Consider the following 22,065-nt stretch of genomic DNA (forward strand, 5'->3'; position numbering starts at 1 on the left):
TAGCCGTAGCTATGTGACCGGAGTTGTAACGAAGCAGAGTGCCTGAACAAGGAGTCAGAAATATATGATTTCATATGGTTAGCTACTTAACATCTACTTCTAATTAGCGAGGAAGGTCTTTCAATGCTGAACCCACCAGGAAGTTATCGCCTGCCACAATCACCAGATTTCAACTCTTATGCAACTGCAATAAGTGAAGAGGATCAGGGGAAATTTAATGATTTTGTAACAAAAATTATCAAAACGGCTGATGATGGTATTGAAAATGCCGCTTTAGAATTAGGCTGCACACCCAAACAAGTTGTCCAACCATTGAGTGATTATTTGATAAAGCATTATTCATTGTCAGCACCGCAAGATTCGAGGATCAGTACCGCTTCAAAAAATCCTGACAACCCCGATAATTGGAGATGGGATCTCTGGGAAAAAAAACTTTATACGCCTAAGGGTTATTTTGTATCAGATGAGATAGAAAGGAAAATTTCTTTTGCATTTGATGGTGAGCTATTCGGGAAAAAGCTTCAATCATGCAAAGATGCGTTGCCTCTCATGCATGTAGCTACACCAAGTTCAGCTTATGAATGTAAAAATGGTTATGCAATCGTAACCAAATTCTGTCAAAATTTAAAACCGATTACCCCATTGATTCGCTATTGTATTAGTAAAGAAATGTTCTCATATGAATTCATTAATAATTTGTACAAAATGTCCGAAAAAATAAACATGGAAACATGAAGTACACAAATTTTCATGACGATGGTTTCTCACCCTCTGTCATGGAAGCTTTAGCCACAGAGTCACGGAGACACAGAGGAAAAGCTTTTTTCTCTCCTCCGTGTCTCTGCGCCTCCGTGGCAATTTTCTTTCACGGCAAAGAACACGAAGGAAAAGAAAATCTCTTCTTTGTGTTCTTCGTGGCTTCGTCTTCAACCTCCCGAAGCTGGGAGTAAGCGCTTAATGTTTTCCCTAAGAGTGCTGCCGAGCTCAGATATACAACTTACAGGTAGCACAACCATTAACACCTGTACGACAGTATCCGTAATGGATTGTTCTTGTAATGGTGTTCAATACGCTCTTCAATTTCTGATGTGGCTGCTTTCCCTCCCAACAGCTGCCATTGTTTTGCCTGGGTCAGATCCTCGTCAGATACTGCCGCCATTAAATTTTGGTTAAGTTTGTCCTCAGGATAAAACCGCGCCAATACCTTATCGTATTCCCCAACCTGGAAAAGATTATTTTCTGCAGCGTACCTTAACTTATCATCCAGAAACTTGTCGTCTATTCGGCCACCGAATTCAATCCAGGCTTTGATATTCTCAGCAGGAGTCTCCACAGCCATCGAACGTCTCAGACAGTGATCTTTTTCCTCTTGAGTAAACGTGCTGATGCCTAGCTTTAACAGCGTCTGTGCGACAGTAAAATCCGCTGACTTAGCAGCTTCACTGCGGACTTCCGGAATTATTTTCTCAACTTTCGGCCCACCTGCCTTCAACGCCCATTTTGCTGCTTCCGTATGGCCCATAAATACAACCTCCCTGAAAAAATTCTCAATAGGATCATCTTCATAGATTTCCCGACTAAGTGAACGAATATAAAAAAGGAATTCAATATAAGATAAATTTATGCCTGGTTCTTTATGAAATGGTCTAAACAGACGTAATAGACTTTTTAATTTATCATCAACTAACTTACCATGATGACCAGATAATAAGCTCGGTTGTATTTGTCGATGACATGAAACAGGAAGCCCCAGGCTCTTGGCGTCGATTGAAATCATTGACACATCAAGTAATGCCCTTCTGATTACTCTTGCTGATAATTCTTGCAGTGATTCAGTTCCGGTTATTTCAGACTCACCTGAATTTATTATATAAGTTTTAAGAGTATCTACATCTTCAGCTTCCAGAACTCTTTGATATTTAAAAAAGGCAGGCGCTTCTCGCGCCTCACGGGCTTGTTCTTGCACAAGCCCGGGATCCTGTCTATGCCGATATGTCGATAGTTCAGCAAGAGAGAGATTAGCAACATTGTCAGGTAACATTTTCTGGTTCTCAAGCAGAAATATATTTCTGCATCAGACCAATTTTTCTGCATTAAGTTTCCCAAACCCATATCACAACAGCGAACTGAAGAAACGGTCAACCACTTTGGTAGCTGCACCGTAATACTGTTCATCAAAAAAAGAGCCGTGATTGCCCGGCTCAAGGTTCAATTCAACCGTCTTTGCTCCTGCAGCAGCCGCCTCCTGAAAGAACCCGGCAGCGGGATAGACGTTTCCCGACGTACCAATGGAAACAAAGAGATCACAGACGGACAGTGCCTGATAAATCTCATCCATCCGTAAAGGCATCTCACCAAACCAGACAATATGTGGGCGAAGATTACCGGCAACACCGCAGCATTCACAGGGAGTGTCGACGGTAACATCCTGATCCCAATAAAAAACCTGCCCTGTCTCCTGGCAGTGAACTTTCAATAATTCACCATGCATGTGAATCAGCCGGTTGCTCCCTGCCCGCTCATGGAGATCATCAACATTTTGCGTCACCAGAAGAAAACTTCCGGAGAAATGACGTTCAAACGCGGCAAGTACCTGGTGAGCACGGTTTGGTTTGACTGAGTTCAGCTGCCGCCTTCGGTCGTTGTAAAAGCGTTGTACCAGTGCGGGGTTTCGGGCGTAGCCTTCAGGGGTTGCCACATCGTCAACAGGATGATTCTCCCAGAGCCCGTCACTGGCCCGGAATGTTCTGATTCCAGACTCGGCGGAGATACCCGCACCGGTCAGAACAACAATGGATGAATAGCGCAAACCAACCTCCTGTCATCAACGACGGTATTTAGTCGTATAATGTATGGTTTTGCGGGTACCGGCAGCCACCTCAACACGAAGCTGATCCGGCTTTTCCAGCGTGGCTCCCCTGACACTGTCGAACTTTATCAGGTTGCTGTCACGCTCTCTTAACAACAGCGTAATACTGTCTTGCTGGTCATTAGAGACCGTTGCCTGCCATTTTACCACCAGCTCTTTATCACTCTTCTGTTCAAGATCAAGACGGTTACGCTCAACACGAACGGCCAACGCTTCTCCCATGGTCAACCAGGCACTGTCTCCTGCCGTGGTTTTGGGTAACCATGAGTGACCACTGATGATATAGCCACCCTCCGGATCCTGTTCATACAGACGAACCTGTGCAGGTGGGAGATCCAGGGGGGCCGCAAATTTCCAGGTCAGCCTGGGTCGTTCAACCGTGGCCGTTCTGCCACCGGTGGAGCGGCCATATACGTCAAGGGTATACAGCTTTTCAAGATGCAGTGGTTCTGAGAAAAGATCCATCAGCTGTCTGCTATTGGCGGGAAGAACGGTGTCCTTTGGTAAGGTGGTCAGCAAAACTTCACCGACACGTTCCCCGTAGTCAACGGTATCTGCCATCGCCGAGGCTTTAAGCATCCGGTTCTTTTGGTAAAACTCGGCAACGCCCCCCTCACCACCAGCCACAAGGCGAATGGTTGCCTGATCGAAGTTGATATTGGCACTGTTAGTTAGCAGCGTTTTTAATTCCAGACGTCCCTGGTTGTGGGATAAAAGCGTTAACCGATAATGACTGTCATAGCTTAATTGAGGCGTAATATACGAGAGCTTCAGGGAACCACTCACCGGCTGCTGGCCAAAATCCGCCTTTACATACTGGAGATTTTCTCCCTGAATCTCCGAAGCGGTCAGTGACAGTATCCTCAACCCCTGGGGATCATGATAATCAATCAAATACTGACGGCCATTGTTGCCTTCCACCAGCCCGATTCCCTGCTGGTAGCTGACCAGTTTTCCCTGAATGGCAACGTTGAGGCCGCCACCAAACAGTTCAACGTTTTTGCCAAGCAGATTCCGGTAGTAATTATCGCGACCCAGGCCGCCCTGATGCCAGAAAACGTCATCAGGCCGGTAAACAGTATCACCATCGACGTATTCAAGATTAAGACTGCCATCAAGCCGGTTGATCGGCAGACCGACAATCTTCAGACTGCCCAGCCCATCGGGTCGGGTATCGAACCTCTGGCTGACCAGGGCTTTATCACTGTAGAGCGTCACTACCGTTGACTGTGGTTGCTCAACGTTAAATCTGCCCGGTAAAGATTCACCTGAGGCCCGGGTGATCACGAACCCGGACATCAGCAAAATCAGTAATAAGTGCTTAAACATAATGGCTCACCTGTACGCCACTGAATTGATAGGTTTGCAAGCACTTTAAAACGAATAGATTGCGTTGTCTCGCAACTTCACAGAAATGAGCGAATCACTGAGGGCAGCCCCCAGGATGTTATCGATTAAACTGCCAGAACGGGTTTTCCATCTCCAGATCTAGCGCCTTTCCATAGCCCGGAACATTTACCTGTTTTTCCGTAAACGTCAGGTCAGAACCGTCCAGCACACCCTCACCAAACTGATAAATGGGGTTTGCTTCACCGCTCTGGCAGCGCTGTTCATAGTCATCCTGCTGCTGGGTGACTGTCTCATTTTTCTGTTGCCACTGCGTCATGGCCTTATCGCCATGGCGGGCTTTCAGCATTTTTCGGGTTATTTCCGGGCTGAGCAGCAGGGCTGTGGCATTGTTGCCACCAAAACCCTTGGCATTAATCAGGGCAAGATCCATCTGATCAGCCCCGGTTTCCAGGTGATTCAGCAGAATATTGAGTTTTTCCGAATAAACGTCTTCAGCCAGGCCATTGATCGTTCTGATACCGGGAATAAATCCATGCTTCCAGACGCCGAGTGTCGCCATAATCTGATCACCACCCGCTGCGCCGATGGAATGACCAAGGTAACTTTTAACCGCAGCCACCGGCCAGCTTTCCATACCAAACACTTTTGCGGTTTCACTGAGAATCTGTGACTCGGTCACCCGGTTCTGTGGCGTTCCTGTGCCATGGGCCTGAACAAAACTCCGGTAACGAAGGGCGTCTTCGCCAGCAATGGCCCTGCCCAGGGCGGCAGCCCGGGCCACGGTCAAATGATTACCGGCTCCCGGGGCAGAAATAGACTTCTTGAAACCATCCGCATTAATAAAGACATCCGCCACCGATCCCAGGATCTGTGCGCCACACTCAAGGGCCAGTTCGTCATCCATCAACACCAGAAACTGGCTGGATTCGGCAATGGTGAAACCGGCATTGTCGGCAAATGGGCGACAGGCTCTGCGCCAGTCCGGATGGTCAGAATCCGACAAACCATCCAGTTTCCGCAGTGCCGCATCCGTGGTCAAAGCCCCCATGGTGGAATAACCTTCCATGACTTCCGGGGTAATTGGCGCTTCACTGTTGCCCACAATCACCAGACGACGACGGCCACTGCGAATGTCAGCAGCGGCCTGTTCCAGGTTGTAAAGCATGGTGGCACAGGCTCCCATACTGGTACCCGTGCCACCCAGAGAGCCAAGGATATAGGCATTGATAAAATCCGCCGACATCTCGGCAAAACCCAGTGGACACTGCTTGGAAGTCACCCGCTTTCCCAGCAAGCGGGACTGAAGCAAACCGCCATTGCCGTTAAAATCCAGTTGGCTCATGGCACTGCCGGAATAGACCGCAACCTGTTCAGGGCTTAGCTTCTGCTTGACCGCATGCCAGTCCATACCGGAAGAATAAATCGCATCGGATGCACCGAACACCGTCATTGTCAGTGACCTGGGGTGGTTCCGGGACTGGTACAGCTTTTCCGGGGCAAACCCGCTGGGCAGCTGACCCGCGGCATTGACCAGTGATTCACGGATGGAAGGAATCATTAACGGCTGGCCGACTTCGATTCTCACCCTGATCTGGCCATCTTCCAGTTTTTCTAACTGCCAGCCATCGGGCAGTGGATTGGGTAAACGACGGCCCCTCAGAATAATTTCCGATCCGGACTCCGCCTGAATGGCCTGATGAAAAGGAATGGCTTGCGGATTAAACAGGTTGTTTTCCAGCCGGCGAATCAATGTTCCCGACAGAATATCTTCCCGACTGCTGTCTTGTGGCAGATTTCTCAGCGTGCGCAGCGCAGCAAGGGTTTCGTGCTGCGACCGGTCACTCAGGCATTCCAGCACCAAACGACGGTAGCCATGAAAACCAGAGGTTCTTCCAGCTGGGCTGACCCCACCTTGAGCAACAATAACGGGTAATCTGGACAAACCACACTCCTGTATAACAACTGAATGATGTGCCACTCTGAGTAGCGATCAGGTTGTTATGAATGCAAATTAAGAATTAAATGAAGTTGGCACTAGTTTAATGATTTCGTGATAAACTTAACCGGATGAAAAAGACACGAATACGGACAAAAAAGACACATCACTGAGCAGTTTTACGCCAATGTTCCAACAATCCCCCCCAATCCAGTTAAACCGGGTACTGATCCCTATGGTGGAGCATATGATCAGTACCAGTGTGACATTACCCCTTGAGATGCTCGAAGCGGCAATGACCTACACCCGACTGTCAGCCAATAAAAAAAGTATTGAAGTTCATTTCTGTGCCAGTACGCCAGCCCCCATCACCACCACTGGCGGCCTGAGACTGACACCGGACAGAACCTTTAAACAGAGCGGCTATGGTGATCTGATCCTGGTTCCTGCGCTCTGGCGCAACCCGATTCCGGTGGTCAGGAAACATCCGGAAATCATTGCATGGTTAAAACGCCAACACGATGCCGGTGCCGTATTTGCCGCAGCTGGTACCGGGGTGGCGTTTATGGCAGAAACCGGGCTTCTGGATCAAAAACCAGCCACAACCCACTGGTTTTACATGGAAAAACTGCAACGTTTTTTCCCGGATATTGAGTTCAAACCCAATCACCTGATCACCCGGGCAGGTCGTATTTATTGTGCTGGCAGTGTCAATTCGGTCGCTGACCTGATGGTGCACATGATTGGCGTAGCGCTTGGCGAGTCCATCGCCCAAAAGGTTGAACAGCAGTTCTCCCATGAAATCAGAAAGCCCTTCAAAGACACCCATTTTGCTGAAGATCATGCCACAACCCACCAGGATGAAGTGATCGTCTCCCTGCAGGACTTTATCCACCATCACTTCGCCAGTGAAATCTCTCTGGCTGCCCTTGGCAGACTGTCGGGCTTGAATGCCCGGACACTGAATCGTCGTTTTCAACAGGCCACCGGCTCCCCGCCAATGGAGTATGTCCGCAAAATCAGGCTTGATCAGGCCAGCGATCTATTAAAGAATACCAACCTGGGCATTGCCGAAATTGCCCTGCAGGTGGGATATGCCGACGCTGATTATTTTTCCAGATTGTTCAAACGTCGCTACCAGCTCACGCCTTCTGAATTTCGCAGAAGTGTCCGGGGCAAACTCTTCTACCTGAATGACACCACAATGGAATGATTACAATAAACGCCGGAAAATTCCGGGGTTTTGGAGACTCCCTCACATGTTCCCGAGAAAACGCGCCCTGGGTGCCGGATTGTTGTCCCTCTGCCTGTCCTCGTTCAGCCTGGCGGCTTCGCCCCTGGGACTATGGAAAACCATTGATGACAGCACGGGTAAAGCAAAAAGTTATGTCACAATCTTCGAGGAAAATGGCAAACTGTCTGGCAAAGTGACACAGATTCTTGACCCTGCCAAACAGGACAGCATTTGTGACCAGTGCCAGGGCGAGCTCAAGGATCAGAAAGTTCAGGGCATGACCATACTCTGGGGCATGAAAAAGCAAGGCAGCAAATATGACGATGGAAAAATCGTCGATCCTGAATCCGGGAAAGTCTACAGCGCTAACATGAAAGTGCTGGAAGATGGCAGTAAACTGGAAGTCCGTGGTTATATCGGGTTCGCGCTGATTGGCCGTTCGCAAACCTGGGAACGTGTTGAAGATTAGCGCATAATCCCTTGAACTCATTAATAATGACCACCGCGTTTCTGGTGGCAGCCGGTCTGATCACCGGCTCTATTCTCTTCTGGACCCTGAGCCTGGGCATTGGCCCTACTCCCACCTCGCGAAAAGTCAGGGCGGCGATCAGAGATATCCTTCCAGATGACGTGTCCGGTCATGTTATGGAACTTGGTTGTGGCTGGGGACACCTGATTCCCACTTTAAGAGAAAAATACCCTGACAAAAAAATTGAGGTCTGGGAACGTTCTCCGGTTCCGGCCCTTTTTACTGAGGCAAGGTACGGGATCGATGTTATAAGAGCGGATTTCTTCCAGGCAGCCCCTGGTAACGCGGGCCTTGTTGTTTGCTATTTGTATCCCGGAGCGATGGAACGTGTTGAAAGAGAATTGATTCCTCAACTGCCACCTGGTTGCTGGTTACTTACCCACACCTTCAGTTTATCAGGCAGAGTGCCGATAAAGACGCTTAAGGCCAACGATCTTTACCAGACACCTGTTTTTCTTTATCAAGTTCAGCCAGCTTCATCTTAAAAGCCGGGGACTTAATCAATTAACTTTGTCCTGTGTTCAGATAGGCAGAAATAATATCAGTTACAAGGGTACATACTCTTGAAAAGACACTTTCTGATGGTTCAGGAACGGGGCTGGCATTGTATAATCCAGCAAACACTTCAGGGTTTTTACCCTGCAGCCTCAGAAGCGTATCTTTTCCTGCCACCAGAACAAAACCTTCATCAGCAGTATCTGATTTCACAGATCCTTCAAAAAGAATAGAATCAAGCTCACCCTCATCTATATTTTGTAAATCAAGGGATTCTCTAAGCTGCTCAGCAACTGTCATTCCAAATGCACGCCCTTTCATTACAACTGGTGGAACAAATTGATTCCCCCGAGGAGCTCCGTGTATAGCGTCAATATTCATAGTCTATCTCCTACTCCATAAGAAACTTTTCAGAAAACTGAAAATCTGTGGATTTTATTTTTATTGGACTATCGTTTGTTTCGAAAGTTCCATCATTTTACGGGGTGATAATAATTAAACATCTGTTTGACTATTAAAATGGCGAAGAAGCAGACCAGCGTTATGTAAAAAACGCCAACTATATCATGATGATGTAATGGTAAAGGAGCTCAGGGGTACAGAGATTGTTTACGCAGGAACAGCAAATATGCTGTGAAAGTCCGTCAGCCGATAAGACTCAATGGAATATGTTGAGACTTTCCCTGCCAGCGATAGATCTCCAACTCGGCAGGGTCACAGGAAACACACCCCTTTTTGCAGGCCACAAAGCAACCCGGCTGTTCACAGCTCAACTGACCTTTCCTTAGCCAGTGTGAGAGCATCCCTCTCATGGCCTCAGGTGTGGTATTGAATTTCACACTGAGGTCAGCCAGAGAGCACACTTTCTGCTGTTTCAAATAATCGCGGATTTTGATCAGCATGGTCAGCGCCTGTCAGGTTCCGGTTAATGGCCAAAAGCACTGAGGGTGCTTTTGGCCACGCTTTGCGTTTACGATGTCATTGCGGGCTGACATCCATCCGCCCTTGCAGTACTGAGGCTCCCATGCGTTTCATCAAGGTAACCACAATAAACATCATCAGCATGATCGATACCACCCAAAGCAGCGTTTCGCCAGGCTGCACAGATACCAGCGACAACTGGTAATAAATAGTGGCAACGGCATAGCCAAGGAAGAAAGTCCATCCGGAAATGAACAGCGTCCAGCCCAGGGTGGTTTCCCGGTAAATAGCACCCAATGCTGCTACGCAGGGAGTATAAAGAAGGATCATCAATAAGTAGGCAATGACTGCAGCATGACTGGGGAACAGGCCAGCCATAACAGAGAATGTGCTGACTTTGACTGCCTGCTCTTCAGCAACCGCCTCCAGATCGGTCAGATCGCCAACTTCGACACCCAGAGGATCTGCCAGTGTGCCACTTAAACCACTCAGATTGGCTGGAATAGTGGCAACGGCTTCCTGCAAGCCTGCCAACAGGTCAAACGTCGTTTCACTCTCGGTGTCAGCGTTTTCAGACGCGGCAATAGCACCGTACATTGAGTCAAGCGTACCCACAACGGCTTCTTTCGCCAGAATACCTGTAAACAGTCCCACAGCCGCTGGCCAGTTTTCTTCCGTCATGCCCATGGGGGAAAATATCGGGGTAATGGTTTGGCCAATCTTGCTGAGCATGGAGCTCTGAGTGTTCTGGTGACCGAAAGAGCCATCGGTACCAATAGCATTCAGGGTGTTCAGCACGACCACCACCATCACAATCGCTTTGCCTGCACGCAGGATAAAAGCCTTGAGACGATCCCAGGTGCGTAACATGACCTGAGTCACCGATGGCAAATGGTAATTGGGCAACTCCATAATAAACGGCGAACTGTCGCCACTAAGGATGCTCTGCTTGAGAATCAACCCGGTAAATATTGCCGCCAGGATACCCACCAGATACAAAATAAACACCACATTCTGGCCGGACTCCGGGAAAAAGGCAGCGGCAAACAGCGCGTACACCGGCAATCGGGCACCGCAGGACATAAAGGGAGCCATGGAGATGGTCAATAGCCGGTCCTTTTCATTGTCCAGTGTCCGTGCTGCCATAATCGCAGGCACGTTGCAGCCAAAGCCCACCAGCATGGGAACAAAGGCTTTGCCCGGAAGCCCCAGAAAGCGCATGAGTCGGTCAATGACAAAAGCAGCCCTGGCCATGTATCCCGAGTCTTCCAGTATGGAAAGAAACAGAAACAGGAAAGCAATCACCGGGATAAATGTCGACACTGTCTGGATACCACCACCCACACCGTCCGCCAGTAACGTCACTGCCCAGGCGGGAGCACCAACCGAGTTCAGCCAGTGGCCCAGTCCGTCCACCAGCAGAGTCCCGGTAAAGATATCGAAAAAGTCGATAAAGGCACTGCCGAAGTTAATGGTGAACATGAACATCAGATACATGACACCCAGGAAAATGGGGAACCCAAGCACCCGGTTCAATACCACACGATCAATGGATTCACTCAGCCGGTGACTGACCACGCCCCGCTCACGAATCACTGACTCCATAAGCTGACCAACCACATCATAACGTCGACTGGCCAGAATAATATCCAGCTCTTCCTCAAGGGCAGCCTCAATGATATGACGCTGCCGGGTAGCCTCATTGACCACCTGCCAGGTCAGTTCCGGCAGAGGCACAGTGTCACCTTCCAGTAACTTCAGGGCATACCAGCGTCGGGACAGCGGACTATCAAGATTCACAGACGCTTCAAGAGTCGCTTCAATAACGACAATGGCCTGTTCCAGCTGTTCACCAAGGTTCAATGGTGGGGCTACGGAAATACCATTATTCAGAAAATCATTAATATTTTGTAAAAAGGCTTTGATATTGCCTGACTTGCTGGCAACCAGGGGCAGCACCGGACAGCCGAGTTCCTCAGCCAGCTTGTCAATATCAATGTCCATGCCCTTTTCCCTGGCAACGTCCATCATATTGAGCACAACGATGACCGGAGCACCCATATCCAGCAATTGAGTGGTCAGGTACAAATTTCTTTCAATATTTGAAGCATCAAGAATATTGATAATTAAATCCGCTTCTCGCTTCAGGATATAATCCCGCGCCACCTTTTCATCAAGAGAAACGTCACTGTCAACCACATCAAGACAGTAGGTTCCGGGCAGATCAACCACTTCTATGGCGTTATCAGCAAAGGTATAAAAACCACTGCGTTTTTCCACAGTAACGCCTGGCCAGTTGCCAACCCGCTGCCGGGCACCGGTCAGCGCGTTAAACAGCGTTGTTTTACCACAGTTAGGATTTCCGACAATTGCAACAACGTGTTTTTTCATGCTCTGGAAACCTCTACAACAGCGGCTTCATCCTTTCGAATCGATAATTGGAAGCCTCTGACTTCCAACTGAATTGGGTCCCCCAATGGCGCAACACGACAAACCGTGAACCGGGTTCCGGGCGTCAGGCCCATTGCCAGCAATTTCCGCCGGTAAGCACTGCCAGCATCCGCAAAAGCGGTTACCCGGCCACATTCACCGGTTTTCAGTTCACCCAATGTCACCTTCATGTACATCTTCTCCACAGGCATCATAAAGTCAGTTTTGTACGCGATTTTTCTGCACAGCAGGTAATAACTCGCAAAAATGACCCAGATATTTGCACCTAAATCATCTGCCAGGGCCAGAACCTGTTTTTTTGTCGGGGTTTTAGTGTGGAATGGTTGCTGCCTGACAAAATGTCAATTGATCTGAATATATACGCAAATGAGAATGGTTACAATTTAGAGGGCGACCAATCTCACTCATTGTTGACCAATATCAATGTACGCAGGTTGTTGGTAAATCGGGATAAGATAGGAAAAAGGCAGGATCTACAGAGTGACTGATTAGCCGAACCACTAATCAGTCACTCTGTGAAGTGTTCATCACTACTGACAAACGAGTGTTTTATGGAACCGACGGGTACATCGCACCAGACATAAACTGAAGTATCCGGTTGACCTGACAGCTGTAACCGAACTCATTGTCATACCAGACATAAAGCACACAGCGTTTGCCGTCAACAATAGTGGCTTGCCCATCCACAACGCCAGCTCGACGGCTACCCACAAAATCACTGGAAACTGCTTCAACAGAGGTGACGTAATCCACCTGTTTCTGAAGGCTGGAATACAGTGAGGTCTCCCTGATAAAGCGATTAAGCTCTTCAACGGTGGTGGCCTTGTCCAGGGACAGGTTAAGGATGGCCAGGGAAACATTCGGGGTCGGCACCCGAATAGCATTCCCCGTCAACTTACCTTCAAGTTCAGGCAACGCCTTGGCAACGGCTTTCGCTGCCCCGGTTTCGGTAATGACCATATTCAGTGCAGCGCTGCGTCCACGACGCTCACCCTTGTGGTAATTATCAATCAGATTCTGGTCATTGGTGTAAGAGTGAACCGTCTCTACATGACCGTGTTCAACACCAAACTCATCATTAATGGCCTTCAGCACCGGTGTGATCGCGTTAGTGGTACAGGAGGCGGCGGAAAGAATCTGATCTTCCGGCTCAATATCGTTATGATTTACCCCATAAACAATATTCTTGATATCCCCTTTTCCCGGTGCTGTCAGCAGGACCCTGGATACTCCCTTTGATTGCAAATGCAGGCTCAATCCCTCTTTATCACGCCATTTACCGGTGTTGTCGACAATCACGGCATTGTTAATGCCATACCGGGTGTAATCGATGGAATCCGGGCTGCTGGAATAAATGACCTGAATGGCCACACCGTTGGCATAGATAACCTTATTCTCTTCATCAACAGATATAGTGCCCTGGAAAGAGCCATGAACCGAGTCGCGACGCAACAGGCTTGCCCGCTTCTGAAGATCATTGCCTGCACCGCCGGGCCTGACAACCACGGCCCTCAGGTTAATACCAGAGCCACTGCCCGCGCGCTCAATGAGGATTCTGGCCATCAAACGGCCAATCCGGCCAAAGCCATACAATACGACATCCTGACCCGGGCCCAGGGTCTGTTTATGGCCATTAGTCACTGACGCTACTTGACCGGTAACGTACTCTTCCAGTGACAGGCCTGCTGCTTCCGCCCGGTAGCCAACGGCCAGCTTGCCAATATCAATACGGGATGGCCCCAGATCAAGGCCTGCCAGAATTTCCAGCACAGGGTAAGTCTCACGGACAGAGAGACCATTGTCCTCAATCTGTCGAACAAACTTGTGCGCTTTCAGCAAGCTGATTACGGAGCGGTTAATGACGGGATGCCCAAACACAGACGTGACAACATGGTGATTTCTATACAGCTTGCCGATCAGTGGGATCATTGACTCAGCCAGTGCTTCACGCTCTTTCCAGTCCTGAAAACGGTCTGCTACCACGATAAATTCCCGTTTATTATTTCTGTTTTAAATACAATCCCTTATTTGGGACTTATGTTCCGTGGTTATTATCCTTGTTGATGGTGTTCGAGGCAACAAAGATTATCAAACATTAACACCACCAATCTTTCTGCCTTTGATTTTCCTCCTTATTCCACCATTTCCCGCTGGCAATACTGGGAGAACAGGATCACAACCGCTACAATCCACCACTTAAGTAGTTGGCCAAATGGAATCGTATATTTCTGGCTAAGTGGGCAGTTGCTATGCAAGGCGCAACGTAGGGAGCATAGCCGTAGCTATGTGACCGGAGTTGCAACGCCGCAGAGTGACTGACAACTTAGTCAGAAATATATGATTTCATTTGGTTAACTACTTATATCTGTATTTGGGGTAAATCAGGAGAGCCTTCAGGATTTTCATGTTTCAACACACTATTCCTCTGCCAACCCACCCCGGCGACAAGCTTCAGTGGGGAAATCTCGCGAAAGCCGGGCCTGCCTTGACCATTTCCTGTGCTGCGGTATCGGACAACCAGCCGCTGATGATTATTACGCCGGACAGTTCATCAGCAAACCGGCTGGAAGAAGAGCTGGCCTTCTTCCTTGCTGAAGAAGCCAACATCAATGTTCAGCAAATGCCGGACTGGGAAATACTGCCCTATGATACCTTCTCACCCCATCAGGATATTATTTCCCAGCGACTGTCAACGCTCTACCACCTTCCCCTGACCGACAACCGTGGCCGAAAAAAAATTCTGGTTGTGCCCGTGACGACGCTGTTGCACCGCCTGTGTCCGAAGAACTATCTGCTGGGCAGCTGCCTGTCGTTGCAACCGGGCACCCGGTTTATCATTGATGAACGCCGGGGCCAGTTTGAACAGGCCGGATATCGCTGTGTAGACTCAGTGATGGAACATGGCGAGTTCGCTATCCGTGGCTCTATTGTTGATATTTTTCCCATGGGGGCTGACACGCCCTATCGGGTTGACCTGTTTGATGACGAGATAGAGTCACTGAGAACGTTTGATCCTGAAACGCAACGCTCCATTGCAACGGTTGAGGAGATACAACTGCTACCGGGGCATGAGTTCCCCCTGGATAAGCAAGGGATAGCGTTATTTCGCAGTAATTTTCAGGAAACCTTTGACGTTAACTATCGTGAATGCCCGATTTACCAGGATATCAACAAAGGTATTGCCAGCCCGGGCATTGAATACTACCTGCCTCTCTTCTTTGAGGAGACGTCAACGCTTTTCGACTACATGCCACAAAACACCCGAATACTGATTTACGACACCGTGGGTTCAGCACTGGATCATTTTTATTCGGATGTTCATGCACGTTACGACAACCGCCGTGTTGATCCGCAAAGGCCAATACTTCCCCCATCCCGGGTTCTGATGCCCTCGGAGGAGTTTTACAGCAGACTGAACGACTTCCCCAGAGTCACACTGTTTGAGCAGCCTGTTGCACCCAAGGCCGGTCGATTTAATTTAAACCGTGAAGAATTGCCGGAACTGACCATTAATGCCCGGCTTGAGCAGCCACTGGCCCACCTCAAAACCTTTATAAATGGCATTCATCATGTCCTGCTGGTCGCCGAAAGTGCCGGGCGGCGGGAAGTACTGCTGGAGCTGCTGAGCCAGAATAATATAACGCCTGACCTGTGTGATGGCTGGTCCGCATTTCTTAAAGAAAAGCCCGCCCTGGCGGTCAGCACCGGGCTATTGGACAACGGACTGTATCTACCGGAAGAGCAAATCGCTGTTATCCCGGAAGCGCTTTTGCTCGGCCAGAGAGTACAACAGACCAGACGGCGGAAGACAGAAGACGAACACAGTGCCGACCAGGTTATTCGCAACCTGACCGAGTTAAGAATCGGAGCTCCTGTGGTTCATATTGACCATGGGGTTGGCAGATACAGAGGGCTGGAAACACTGGCAGTAGATGGCCAGACCACGGAGTTTCTGACCCTGGAATATGCCAACGAAGCCAAACTTTATGTACCGGTCGCTTCTCTCCACCTGATTTCCCGATACACCGGTGCCGATGATGAACTTGCCCCGCTGCACCGGCTGGGCAGTGAGCAATGGAGCAAGGTGCGGCGTAAGGCCGCCGAAAAAGCCAGGGACGTGGCCGTCGAACTGCTGGATATTTATGCCCGCAGAGAAGCACGAAAAGGGTTTCCTTTCACTGAGCCGGAGCAGAATTATCTGGCTTTCGCTGCGGCCTTTCCATTTGAAGAAACGCCCGATCAGCAACAGACCATTGCCGCCGTTATTGGCGATATGTGTGCACCAAAACCCATGGATCGCCTGGTCTGTGGTGATGTGGGCTTTGGTAAAACAGAAGTTGCCATGCGTGCTGCCTTCCTTGCAGCTCATAGCGGTAAACAAGTGGCCATTCTGGTTCCCACGACGCTGCTGGCGCAACAACACTACGAAAGTTTTCGCGATCGATTTGCGGACTGGCCCGTAGAAATTGATGTTATTTCAAGATTCAAGTCGCAAAAAGCCGTGGATCAGGTAAAAGAGCGGCTCACTGAGGGCAAACTGGATATCATTATTGGTACCCACAAGATTCTTCAGGGCGACCTGACCTTTAAAGATCTTGGCCTGCTTATTATCGATGAAGAACACCGCTTTGGGGTTCGCCATAAGGAAAAGCTCAAGTCATTGAGGTCCGAGGTTGATATCCTGACCCTGACCGCAACACCCATTCCAAGAACGCTCAATATGGCCATGTCCGGTATTCGCGACCTGTCCATTATCGCGACACCACCGGCACGGCGACTCTCGGTTAAAACCTTTGTCCGGCAATATGATCAACCCCTGGTGAAAGAAGCGATCCTCAGGGAGCTGCTGCGTGGCGGGCAGGTGTACTATCTTCACAACCAGGTGGAATCCATTGAAAAAGTAGCCAGCGACCTTCAGGAACTGATTCCTGAAGCACGGGTCATCACCGGTCATGGCCAGATGCGTGAGCGTCAGCTTGAACAGGTGATGTCCGATTTTTACCACAAGCGCTACAACGTTCTGGTATGCACAACCATTATTGAAACCGGCATCGATATCCCTAATGCCAATACCATCATCATCAACAGGGCTGACAAGTTTGGCCTGGCCCAACTGCATCAGCTTAGAGGCAGGGTTGGTCGCTCACACCACCAGGCCTACGCTTATCTGTTAACACCGACACCGAAATCGATGACGGCTGATGCCGCGAAACGTCTTGAAGCCATATCGGAAGCACAAACCCTTGGTGCCGGGTTTATGCTGGCCTCGAACGACCTGGAGATCAGGGGTGCGGGTGAACTGCTGGGTGAAGGCCAGAGCGGCCAGATACAGAGTGTTGGCTTTACGCTCTACACCGAGATGCTTGAGCGTGCCGTTAACGCCATCCGCAACGGCGAAACGCCCAATCCGGATCAGCCCTTGAACCATGGCACAGAAGTGAACTTACGGCTTCCGGCCCTGTTGCCTGAAGACTATATTCACGATGTCCATAGCCGCTTGATTCTCTATAAGAGAATTGCCGCCGCTGATAATGAGGAAAAGTTAAAGAACCTTCAGGTTGAGCTGATTGACCGGTTTGGCCTCTTGCCCGACCCGGCCAAAAACCTGTTCCGTCAGATGAAGTTAAAACTCTGTGCCCAGAAGCTGGGCATCAAGAAACTGGATGCCAGCAGCAAAGAAGCAAGGGTCGAGTTTGAAGAGCAGCCCAATGTCGATCCTATGCTGATTATTAACCTTATCCAGTCAAGCCCTCAGCAGTTCAGGCTGGAAGGCAGCAGCATCTTAAAGTACATTGACGCAATGGAAACTTCGGAACAGAGGTTTAAGGCAACGGAAACGTTGCTGGGCAGGCTTGCGGGTTAACAGCTGATATCTAACAATAGCCACCTGGCTGGTTTTCAGACAGTCAGGAGCTGCTGCACAAAAGCCACAATCCCTGATTCCGGATTGGGTGATCCAAGGAAATTCTGTATGAAAAAACTTCAGCTTATCGCATTGTCGATAGCACTACTGGTTAATGTACCGCTTTCTGCTGCACAGAACGCGAGTGATGGAGGACCTGATATCCCATGGTATCAGGTGGATCTTGTGGTTTTTCGTTACCTCAACAATCACAGTGGCGAAGCCTGGCCTCCCGTTGCCGGTTACCGGGCACCTGGCAATGTAATCAAACTGCAAACTCACGCTGCCGACCCTGATGATAGCAGTCCTCTGTTTGACATTATTGAGCCTGTAAAGCAGAGCCATCCTGATGTTATGCGTGATGCCTACATCGACCTGCCAGCCAATGAAAGGATTCTGAACAGCCAGGTAACTGCACTTGAGAGAAATCGCAATTATCAGGTGATTACCCATAAAGCCTGGCGAATGCCTGTCAGCGCCAGATCGGGTAAACGACCGATTGAAATCCGGGCTGCTATCAGCGGGCAGGACAATCTGTTGCTGAATGGCACGGTCAGCGTCAGTGAAGAGCGCTTTCTGCATGTTGATATTGATCTGTGGCTGAATAAATTAAGTCCGGAACCACTGTACTCCGCCCTGTCCGGAAACAATTACGAACAAAAGACATCTGACGTTCTGGCTGCTTCTGATATAGGATCTGACAATCTGGTGAGACTGGATGATGGCTCCCCGCCTTTGCGTATAACCGATAATTTTCAGATAAAGCAGCGAAGAAGAGTTCGGAATGTAAAGGAAATTCAATACATAGACAGTCCGGAGATTGGCGTCCTGTTCAAACTTACGCCCTATGATCGCCCTGAGGCGCTGGTGGAAACGGGAATGATCATTTCAGAAAAAAGCAGCTGACGTTGCTAAAAATGAGTGAACAGAACAGTTCATCATTTCAATAAGCTTCATGTGGACAATCTCCGTTCACCCTGAGCGGAGTCGAAGGGTGACTGGCACAGTCTTTATTCAGGGTATGGATTTTATGTCCTTCGACTCCGCTCAGGACGAACGGAGTTTTGAAACCCAGAAATGTGTAAATTATTTCAGGACAGCTCCTAAATGACCCCATCAAATGTATTGAAACTGTGTACTAACTCCTGATCTGCTTACTCATGATAAAACTGTTTTTATCCCCAACAGTCTGATACTCAACGTTATCCATCAAACTCTGGACGATCGGCAACCCTCTACCGCTGCACAGCCACGCCGCAGGATTGTCAGGATCCACTGACATATCCCTGCTCCCCAGCTTACCCTGATCCATTGGCTTACCCCAATCACTGATGGTCAGCATTAAGCAAGCCTGCAAAAGACTGACCCCAACCTCAACCTTATGCCCCTTTTCATTACCATAGGCGTGCTCGATGGCATTATTCACAATCTCAACCACACACAGCTCCACACGATTCACCTCAACCGGGGACAGTGTTGTCATGGCACAAAGGCCCCGGACAGCCATGGCAACCAGGGTGGTATTCGCCAGCTCACTGTCAATCTCAAGCCTGACAGCCTGCCCCTTTTCGTCGGTCATGATTACTTCTCCTTAATGGCCTCGGTCACTGTAGGGAGAATGGTAAACAGCTTGTCCATAGAGGTAAGACTGAAAAGATCCATAACCGCAGGCTGGGCACTGGCCAGCTTCATGGAACCGGCTCCCCCCATTTTTTTCAGACCTGCCACCAATGCCCCCAAACCACTGCTGTCCATAAAACGCACCTGGGATAAATCAATCACCAGGTTATCGGAGCCATTGTCGATCTGGTCAAACAGATAAATCCTCAGAGGCTCTGATAAAGATGCATCAAGCCGGGTTTCGTCGATTGATACGATGGTATGCCCGGCATCATTTTTAGAATCAAATGGCATGTCGCTCTCCTTGCGTTATAAACGTTGCGTAATTAATAAGGCAAGCCTGGTTACGGCTGCCACTCCAGTACCAGATAAGTTACATCATCCTCAAAAACATCCGCTCCGGTCCAGTTAGTGATGTCCTGCTCAACCCGGCTGATCATGGCTTCAAGGGTGTGATCAAAAGCATCTTCCAGAGAAGCTACCAGCCGGTCTTCACCAAACATTTCACCGACATTGTTTTCACACTCCGTCACCCCGTCGGAGTAAAGAAAAAGTCGGTCACCAGGTTGCAGTGCAATAGTGACATTTTTATAGGTCATGTCCGGCATCATACCTATCGGTACGCCACCACAGGCAATTTTTTCGACAGATTTTGAACCGCTTTTCAGCCACAGTGATGATGGATGGCCAGCCTGTGACAACGTAACAGAACCGGTGCGGCTGTTGATTATCCCATAGGCAATGGTGAAGTAGAGCATCGACTCAGGTTTTGCCTGAAACTGCTCATTCAGACTCACCAGCACTTCATTGGGTTCTTTTATCCGATAAAAAGGTGGCTCGCTGAATGACGCCTTAACCAGCGATCCACTCCCGTCCTCACGAAGGGTATTGTTCAATGAAAAAGAAAACAGTGCTGAAGGAATACCATGTCCGGCTACATCCAGTTGATAGAAGCCCAGTGTCTCTCCATCAAGTGCCTGATAACCAAACATATCGCCACCAAGAATGCGGCTTGGTTTGAAATACCAGTTAAAATCCACACTCTGAATTTTCGCTGGCTCAGAGAGCAGACGAGCCTGTGTTTCTGCCGCCGACTCCAGGTCTTTTTCTATGGTATGTATTTTATGTTCAAGCGCCGCTTTTAATTCGATAATTCGAATGCCGGCATTCAGGCGCGCACCAAGCTCATCAAAATCCACTGGCTTATTGATAAAATCATCAGCACCACGGTTAATTCCTTCCACCACGGCCTCACGATCCGAGTTACCCGTTAGCAGCATGAAATAGATATAGTACCCAAAATCACTGTTACGGATCGCCTCACACAGCTCGATACCATCCATATTGGGCATCATCCAGTCGCTGATGACAATCCGGATATCAGGATGGCTTTCCAGAACATTCAGTGCTTCATAGCCGTCTGATGCCTCAAAAACACGATACCCCTGCTTTTTCAGAACCACAGACAAAATCATTCTCTGGTCACGGGCATCTTCAACAATCAGTATATCCATTAGCCTTGTTATCAATTTTCATCGTATTGAATATAACTACTGTGTTATCGACCCATCTGAAAGAATCCTTCGAGTCGGATAAGCGAATAACGCCCCTTCCTCGTTAACAACCGCTGCAATCAGCAGCAAAATAGATTGCTGAGCCTTTAAAAAACCAACACGATCCGTTCTTGTGATATGCACCCGAACCTGACATAACAGGGCAGAATCATCATAACGGATGAAAACGGCATAATGAGGCTCACGACTGTCAACCTCGGGAACCTGTAGAACAAGATCATCTATGCGGCTGAGAATACGGGGTATTTTGTCAATATCCTCGTAACGAAGAGCAAAATTTTCAATCATCCGGCGGTTTTTCATTCGGGTGGCATTCTCCACCACTATGCCGGTAAAGATTGAGTTTGGAACATAAATAGGCCGTCTATCAAAGGTTCGTATTTTTGTCAGACGCCAGCCAACCTTTTCGATATGCCCTTCAATGGATCGGTCCGGAGAGCGAATCCAGTCACCCTCGGTAAAAGGGCGATCCAGCATCAGCATTAATCCACCGAAAAAATTGGCCAGCCAGTCCTTGGCAGCAAGACCCAGAATAATACCGCCAATACCACCAAAGGCCAGAAGGGTTGACAGGCTATAGCCGAAGGCCTGGGCAAGACTCAGCAGTGTAGAAACAACGATAATCAGCTGCACGGAACGGGCAATCACTGAAGGCGATAGGCGCTCGCGCCACCGCTCACCCATGGAATCCAGCACCTCTGGCATATTCAGGCTGATTTCCCAGATAAACCAGGCCGGATAGATGGTCAGAATGAGTTTTTGAATCAGTTGCAGGGTTTCGTTGACATCCGACCGCTCAAGCCCCGGCCAGTAATGCGCCGAATAGAGAATGAACAACACCCAGGGCAGCGTCAGCAAGGGTCTGTGCAGTATGTTGATAGCCAGGCACCAGAAGACCCGTTCCGGCCCTTTTGGCTCACCATGGGCCAACCACTTTATGCCATAAAATGAAGCACCAGACAGCAAAAAGGCAATCATCAAATGAGAATAGAACGAGATAAATTCGGGGTTCATAATCGAGATCATTCAGGGATTTCAGTTGGTTATTTTTATAAATTGTAGCCAGTTTGTTTACTATCCTCTTTCAAGCATTCCTAAGTAGTTGGCCAAATGGAATCGTATATTTCTGGCTAAGTGGGCAGTTGCTATGCAAGGCGCAACGTAGGGAGCATAGCCGTAGCTAT

Annotated in this window: 19 protein-coding genes; 6 read left to right on the plus strand and 13 right to left on the minus strand. The window is 49.0% G+C overall.

Annotation, left to right across the window (positions count from 1 at the left end; translation table 11 throughout):
• The first annotated feature begins 123 nt into the window (after nucleotides 1-123).
• Nucleotides 124-735, plus strand: coding sequence for a hypothetical protein (locus ACO6UY_RS21480; RefSeq protein WP_422491168.1), 612 nt, complete (start codon nucleotides 124-126; stop codon nucleotides 733-735).
• Nucleotides 736-1,015: 280 nt separating this feature from the next.
• On the opposite strand, the gene ACO6UY_RS21485 is transcribed toward ACO6UY_RS21480, so the two are convergent.
• The 4 genes from ACO6UY_RS21485 to ACO6UY_RS21500 form a co-directional block, all read right to left on the minus strand.
• The gene (locus ACO6UY_RS21485; protein ID WP_422447971.1) at nucleotides 1,016-1,966 is read right to left on the minus strand and encodes a hypothetical protein; all 951 of its coding nucleotides are present in this window, start codon (nucleotides 1,964-1,966) and stop codon (nucleotides 1,016-1,018) included.
• Nucleotides 1,967-2,113: 147 nt separating this feature from the next.
• The gene (gene cobB / locus ACO6UY_RS21490) at nucleotides 2,114-2,809 is read right to left on the minus strand and encodes a Sir2 family NAD+-dependent deacetylase (protein WP_422491170.1); all 696 of its coding nucleotides are present in this window, start codon (nucleotides 2,807-2,809) and stop codon (nucleotides 2,114-2,116) included.
• A 15-nt stretch (nucleotides 2,810-2,824) separates the two neighbouring features.
• A complete protein-coding gene (locus tag ACO6UY_RS21495) occupies nucleotides 2,825-4,198 on the minus strand; it encodes a hypothetical protein (RefSeq protein WP_422462880.1) in 1,374 nt (457 codons plus the stop codon).
• 118 nt (nucleotides 4,199-4,316) lie between these two features.
• Nucleotides 4,317-6,161, minus strand: coding sequence for a beta-ketoacyl synthase (locus ACO6UY_RS21500; protein ID WP_422491171.1), 1,845 nt, complete (start codon nucleotides 6,159-6,161; stop codon nucleotides 4,317-4,319).
• A gap of 181 nt (nucleotides 6,162-6,342) precedes the next feature.
• Here ACO6UY_RS21500 and ACO6UY_RS21505 point away from each other — a divergent pair, with 181 nt between their 5' ends.
• Genes ACO6UY_RS21505 through ACO6UY_RS21515 form a run of 3 tightly spaced genes read left to right on the plus strand, consistent with a single transcriptional unit; the run spans nucleotide 6,343 to nucleotide 8,403 of the window.
• Nucleotides 6,343-7,368, plus strand: coding sequence for a GlxA family transcriptional regulator (locus ACO6UY_RS21505; protein ID WP_422491173.1), 1,026 nt, complete (start codon nucleotides 6,343-6,345; stop codon nucleotides 7,366-7,368).
• 46 nt (nucleotides 7,369-7,414) lie between these two features.
• The gene (locus ACO6UY_RS21510; protein ID WP_422447981.1) at nucleotides 7,415-7,858 is read left to right on the plus strand and encodes a DUF2147 domain-containing protein; all 444 of its coding nucleotides are present in this window, start codon (nucleotides 7,415-7,417) and stop codon (nucleotides 7,856-7,858) included.
• Nucleotides 7,859-7,884: 26 nt separating this feature from the next.
• Nucleotides 7,885-8,403 (plus strand): hypothetical protein, encoded by a 519-nt coding sequence (locus ACO6UY_RS21515; protein ID WP_422491175.1) that lies wholly within the window; start codon nucleotides 7,885-7,887, stop codon nucleotides 8,401-8,403.
• A gap of 19 nt (nucleotides 8,404-8,422) precedes the next feature.
• On the opposite strand, the gene ACO6UY_RS21520 is transcribed toward ACO6UY_RS21515, so the two are convergent.
• The 5 genes from ACO6UY_RS21520 to ACO6UY_RS21540 all read right to left on the minus strand — a co-directional run bounded on the left by ACO6UY_RS21520 (nucleotide 8,423) and on the right by ACO6UY_RS21540 (nucleotide 13,768).
• Nucleotides 8,423-8,794 (minus strand): hypothetical protein, encoded by a 372-nt coding sequence (locus tag ACO6UY_RS21520; RefSeq protein ID WP_422462872.1) that lies wholly within the window; start codon nucleotides 8,792-8,794, stop codon nucleotides 8,423-8,425.
• A gap of 263 nt (nucleotides 8,795-9,057) precedes the next feature.
• Nucleotides 9,058-9,315 carry a FeoC-like transcriptional regulator gene (locus ACO6UY_RS21525; protein ID WP_101747513.1) on the minus strand — a complete coding sequence of 86 codons (258 nt, stop codon included), beginning with the start codon at nucleotides 9,313-9,315 and terminating at the stop codon, nucleotides 9,058-9,060.
• 76 nt (nucleotides 9,316-9,391) lie between these two features.
• Nucleotides 9,392-11,725: a Fe(2+) transporter permease subunit FeoB gene (gene feoB, locus ACO6UY_RS21530; RefSeq protein ID WP_422491176.1), complete on the minus strand. Its 2,334-nt coding sequence runs from the start codon at nucleotides 11,723-11,725 to the stop codon at nucleotides 9,392-9,394.
• Nucleotides 11,722-11,955, minus strand: a complete 234-nt coding sequence (locus tag ACO6UY_RS21535) for a FeoA family protein (protein WP_422462869.1) — start codon at nucleotides 11,953-11,955, stop codon at nucleotides 11,722-11,724. The genes feoB and ACO6UY_RS21535 overlap by 4 nt, the downstream gene beginning before the upstream one ends.
• Nucleotides 11,956-12,334: 379 nt before the next feature.
• The gene (locus ACO6UY_RS21540) at nucleotides 12,335-13,768 is read right to left on the minus strand and encodes a glyceraldehyde-3-phosphate dehydrogenase (RefSeq protein ID WP_422447992.1); all 1,434 of its coding nucleotides are present in this window, start codon (nucleotides 13,766-13,768) and stop codon (nucleotides 12,335-12,337) included.
• Between the two features lie 421 nt (nucleotides 13,769-14,189).
• On the opposite strand from ACO6UY_RS21540, the gene mfd reads away from it, so the two are divergent.
• Both mfd and ACO6UY_RS21550 read left to right on the plus strand, forming a co-directional pair.
• Nucleotides 14,190-17,648 carry a transcription-repair coupling factor gene (gene mfd / locus ACO6UY_RS21545; protein WP_422491177.1) on the plus strand — a complete coding sequence of 1,153 codons (3,459 nt, stop codon included), beginning with the start codon at nucleotides 14,190-14,192 and terminating at the stop codon, nucleotides 17,646-17,648.
• A gap of 108 nt (nucleotides 17,649-17,756) precedes the next feature.
• Nucleotides 17,757-18,593, plus strand: a complete 837-nt coding sequence (locus tag ACO6UY_RS21550; RefSeq protein WP_422447996.1) for a CsiV family protein — start codon at nucleotides 17,757-17,759, stop codon at nucleotides 18,591-18,593.
• Between the two features lie 232 nt (nucleotides 18,594-18,825).
• On the opposite strand, the gene ACO6UY_RS21555 is transcribed toward ACO6UY_RS21550, so the two are convergent.
• Genes ACO6UY_RS21555 through ACO6UY_RS21570 form a run of 4 tightly spaced genes read right to left on the minus strand, consistent with a single transcriptional unit; the run spans nucleotide 18,826 to nucleotide 21,907 of the window.
• Nucleotides 18,826-19,266, minus strand: coding sequence for an ATP-binding protein (locus tag ACO6UY_RS21555; protein WP_422447998.1), 441 nt, complete (start codon nucleotides 19,264-19,266; stop codon nucleotides 18,826-18,828).
• 2 nt (nucleotides 19,267-19,268) lie between these two features.
• The gene (locus ACO6UY_RS21560) at nucleotides 19,269-19,601 is read right to left on the minus strand and encodes an STAS domain-containing protein (RefSeq protein ID WP_101747520.1); all 333 of its coding nucleotides are present in this window, start codon (nucleotides 19,599-19,601) and stop codon (nucleotides 19,269-19,271) included.
• 50 nt (nucleotides 19,602-19,651) lie between these two features.
• Nucleotides 19,652-20,821 (minus strand): PP2C family protein-serine/threonine phosphatase, encoded by a 1,170-nt coding sequence (locus ACO6UY_RS21565; RefSeq protein ID WP_422462865.1) that lies wholly within the window; start codon nucleotides 20,819-20,821, stop codon nucleotides 19,652-19,654.
• Between the two features lie 36 nt (nucleotides 20,822-20,857).
• The gene (locus tag ACO6UY_RS21570; RefSeq protein ID WP_422491179.1) at nucleotides 20,858-21,907 is read right to left on the minus strand and encodes a mechanosensitive ion channel family protein; all 1,050 of its coding nucleotides are present in this window, start codon (nucleotides 21,905-21,907) and stop codon (nucleotides 20,858-20,860) included.
• Between the last annotated feature and the right edge of the window lie 158 nt (nucleotides 21,908-22,065).

It is taken from the genome of Endozoicomonas sp. ALE010 (assembly GCF_049310165.1).
Classification (GTDB): domain Bacteria; phylum Pseudomonadota; class Gammaproteobacteria; order Pseudomonadales; family Endozoicomonadaceae; genus Endozoicomonas.

What these genes read in the sequence shown, in the direction of transcription:
- ACO6UY_RS21480 (WP_422491168.1), top strand. Translation starts at nt 124, where the DNA reads ATGCTGAACCCACCAGGAAGTTATCGCCTGCCACAATCACCAGATTTC.
- ACO6UY_RS21495 (WP_422462880.1), bottom strand. Translation starts at nt 4,198, where the DNA reads ATGTTTAAGCACTTATTACTGATTTTGCTGATGTCCGGGTTCGTGATC.
- ACO6UY_RS21505 (WP_422491173.1), top strand. Translation starts at nt 6,343, where the DNA reads ATGTTCCAACAATCCCCCCCAATCCAGTTAAACCGGGTACTGATCCCT.
- ACO6UY_RS21510 (WP_422447981.1), top strand. Translation starts at nt 7,415, where the DNA reads ATGTTCCCGAGAAAACGCGCCCTGGGTGCCGGATTGTTGTCCCTCTGC.
- ACO6UY_RS21515 (WP_422491175.1), top strand. Translation starts at nt 7,885, where the DNA reads ATGACCACCGCGTTTCTGGTGGCAGCCGGTCTGATCACCGGCTCTATT.
- ACO6UY_RS21520 (WP_422462872.1), bottom strand. Translation starts at nt 8,794, where the DNA reads ATGAATATTGACGCTATACACGGAGCTCCTCGGGGGAATCAATTTGTT.
- ACO6UY_RS21525 (WP_101747513.1), bottom strand. Translation starts at nt 9,315, where the DNA reads ATGCTGATCAAAATCCGCGATTATTTGAAACAGCAGAAAGTGTGCTCT.
- feoB (WP_422491176.1), bottom strand. Translation starts at nt 11,725, where the DNA reads ATGAAAAAACACGTTGTTGCAATTGTCGGAAATCCTAACTGTGGTAAA.
- ACO6UY_RS21535 (WP_422462869.1), bottom strand. Translation starts at nt 11,955, where the DNA reads ATGAAGGTGACATTGGGTGAACTGAAAACCGGTGAATGTGGCCGGGTA.
- mfd (WP_422491177.1), top strand. Translation starts at nt 14,190, where the DNA reads ATGTTTCAACACACTATTCCTCTGCCAACCCACCCCGGCGACAAGCTT.
- ACO6UY_RS21550 (WP_422447996.1), top strand. Translation starts at nt 17,757, where the DNA reads ATGAAAAAACTTCAGCTTATCGCATTGTCGATAGCACTACTGGTTAAT.
- ACO6UY_RS21555 (WP_422447998.1), bottom strand. Translation starts at nt 19,266, where the DNA reads ATGACCGACGAAAAGGGGCAGGCTGTCAGGCTTGAGATTGACAGTGAG.
- ACO6UY_RS21560 (WP_101747520.1), bottom strand. Translation starts at nt 19,601, where the DNA reads ATGCCATTTGATTCTAAAAATGATGCCGGGCATACCATCGTATCAATC.
- ACO6UY_RS21565 (WP_422462865.1), bottom strand. Translation starts at nt 20,821, where the DNA reads ATGGATATACTGATTGTTGAAGATGCCCGTGACCAGAGAATGATTTTG.
- ACO6UY_RS21570 (WP_422491179.1), bottom strand. Translation starts at nt 21,907, where the DNA reads ATGATCTCGATTATGAACCCCGAATTTATCTCGTTCTATTCTCATTTG.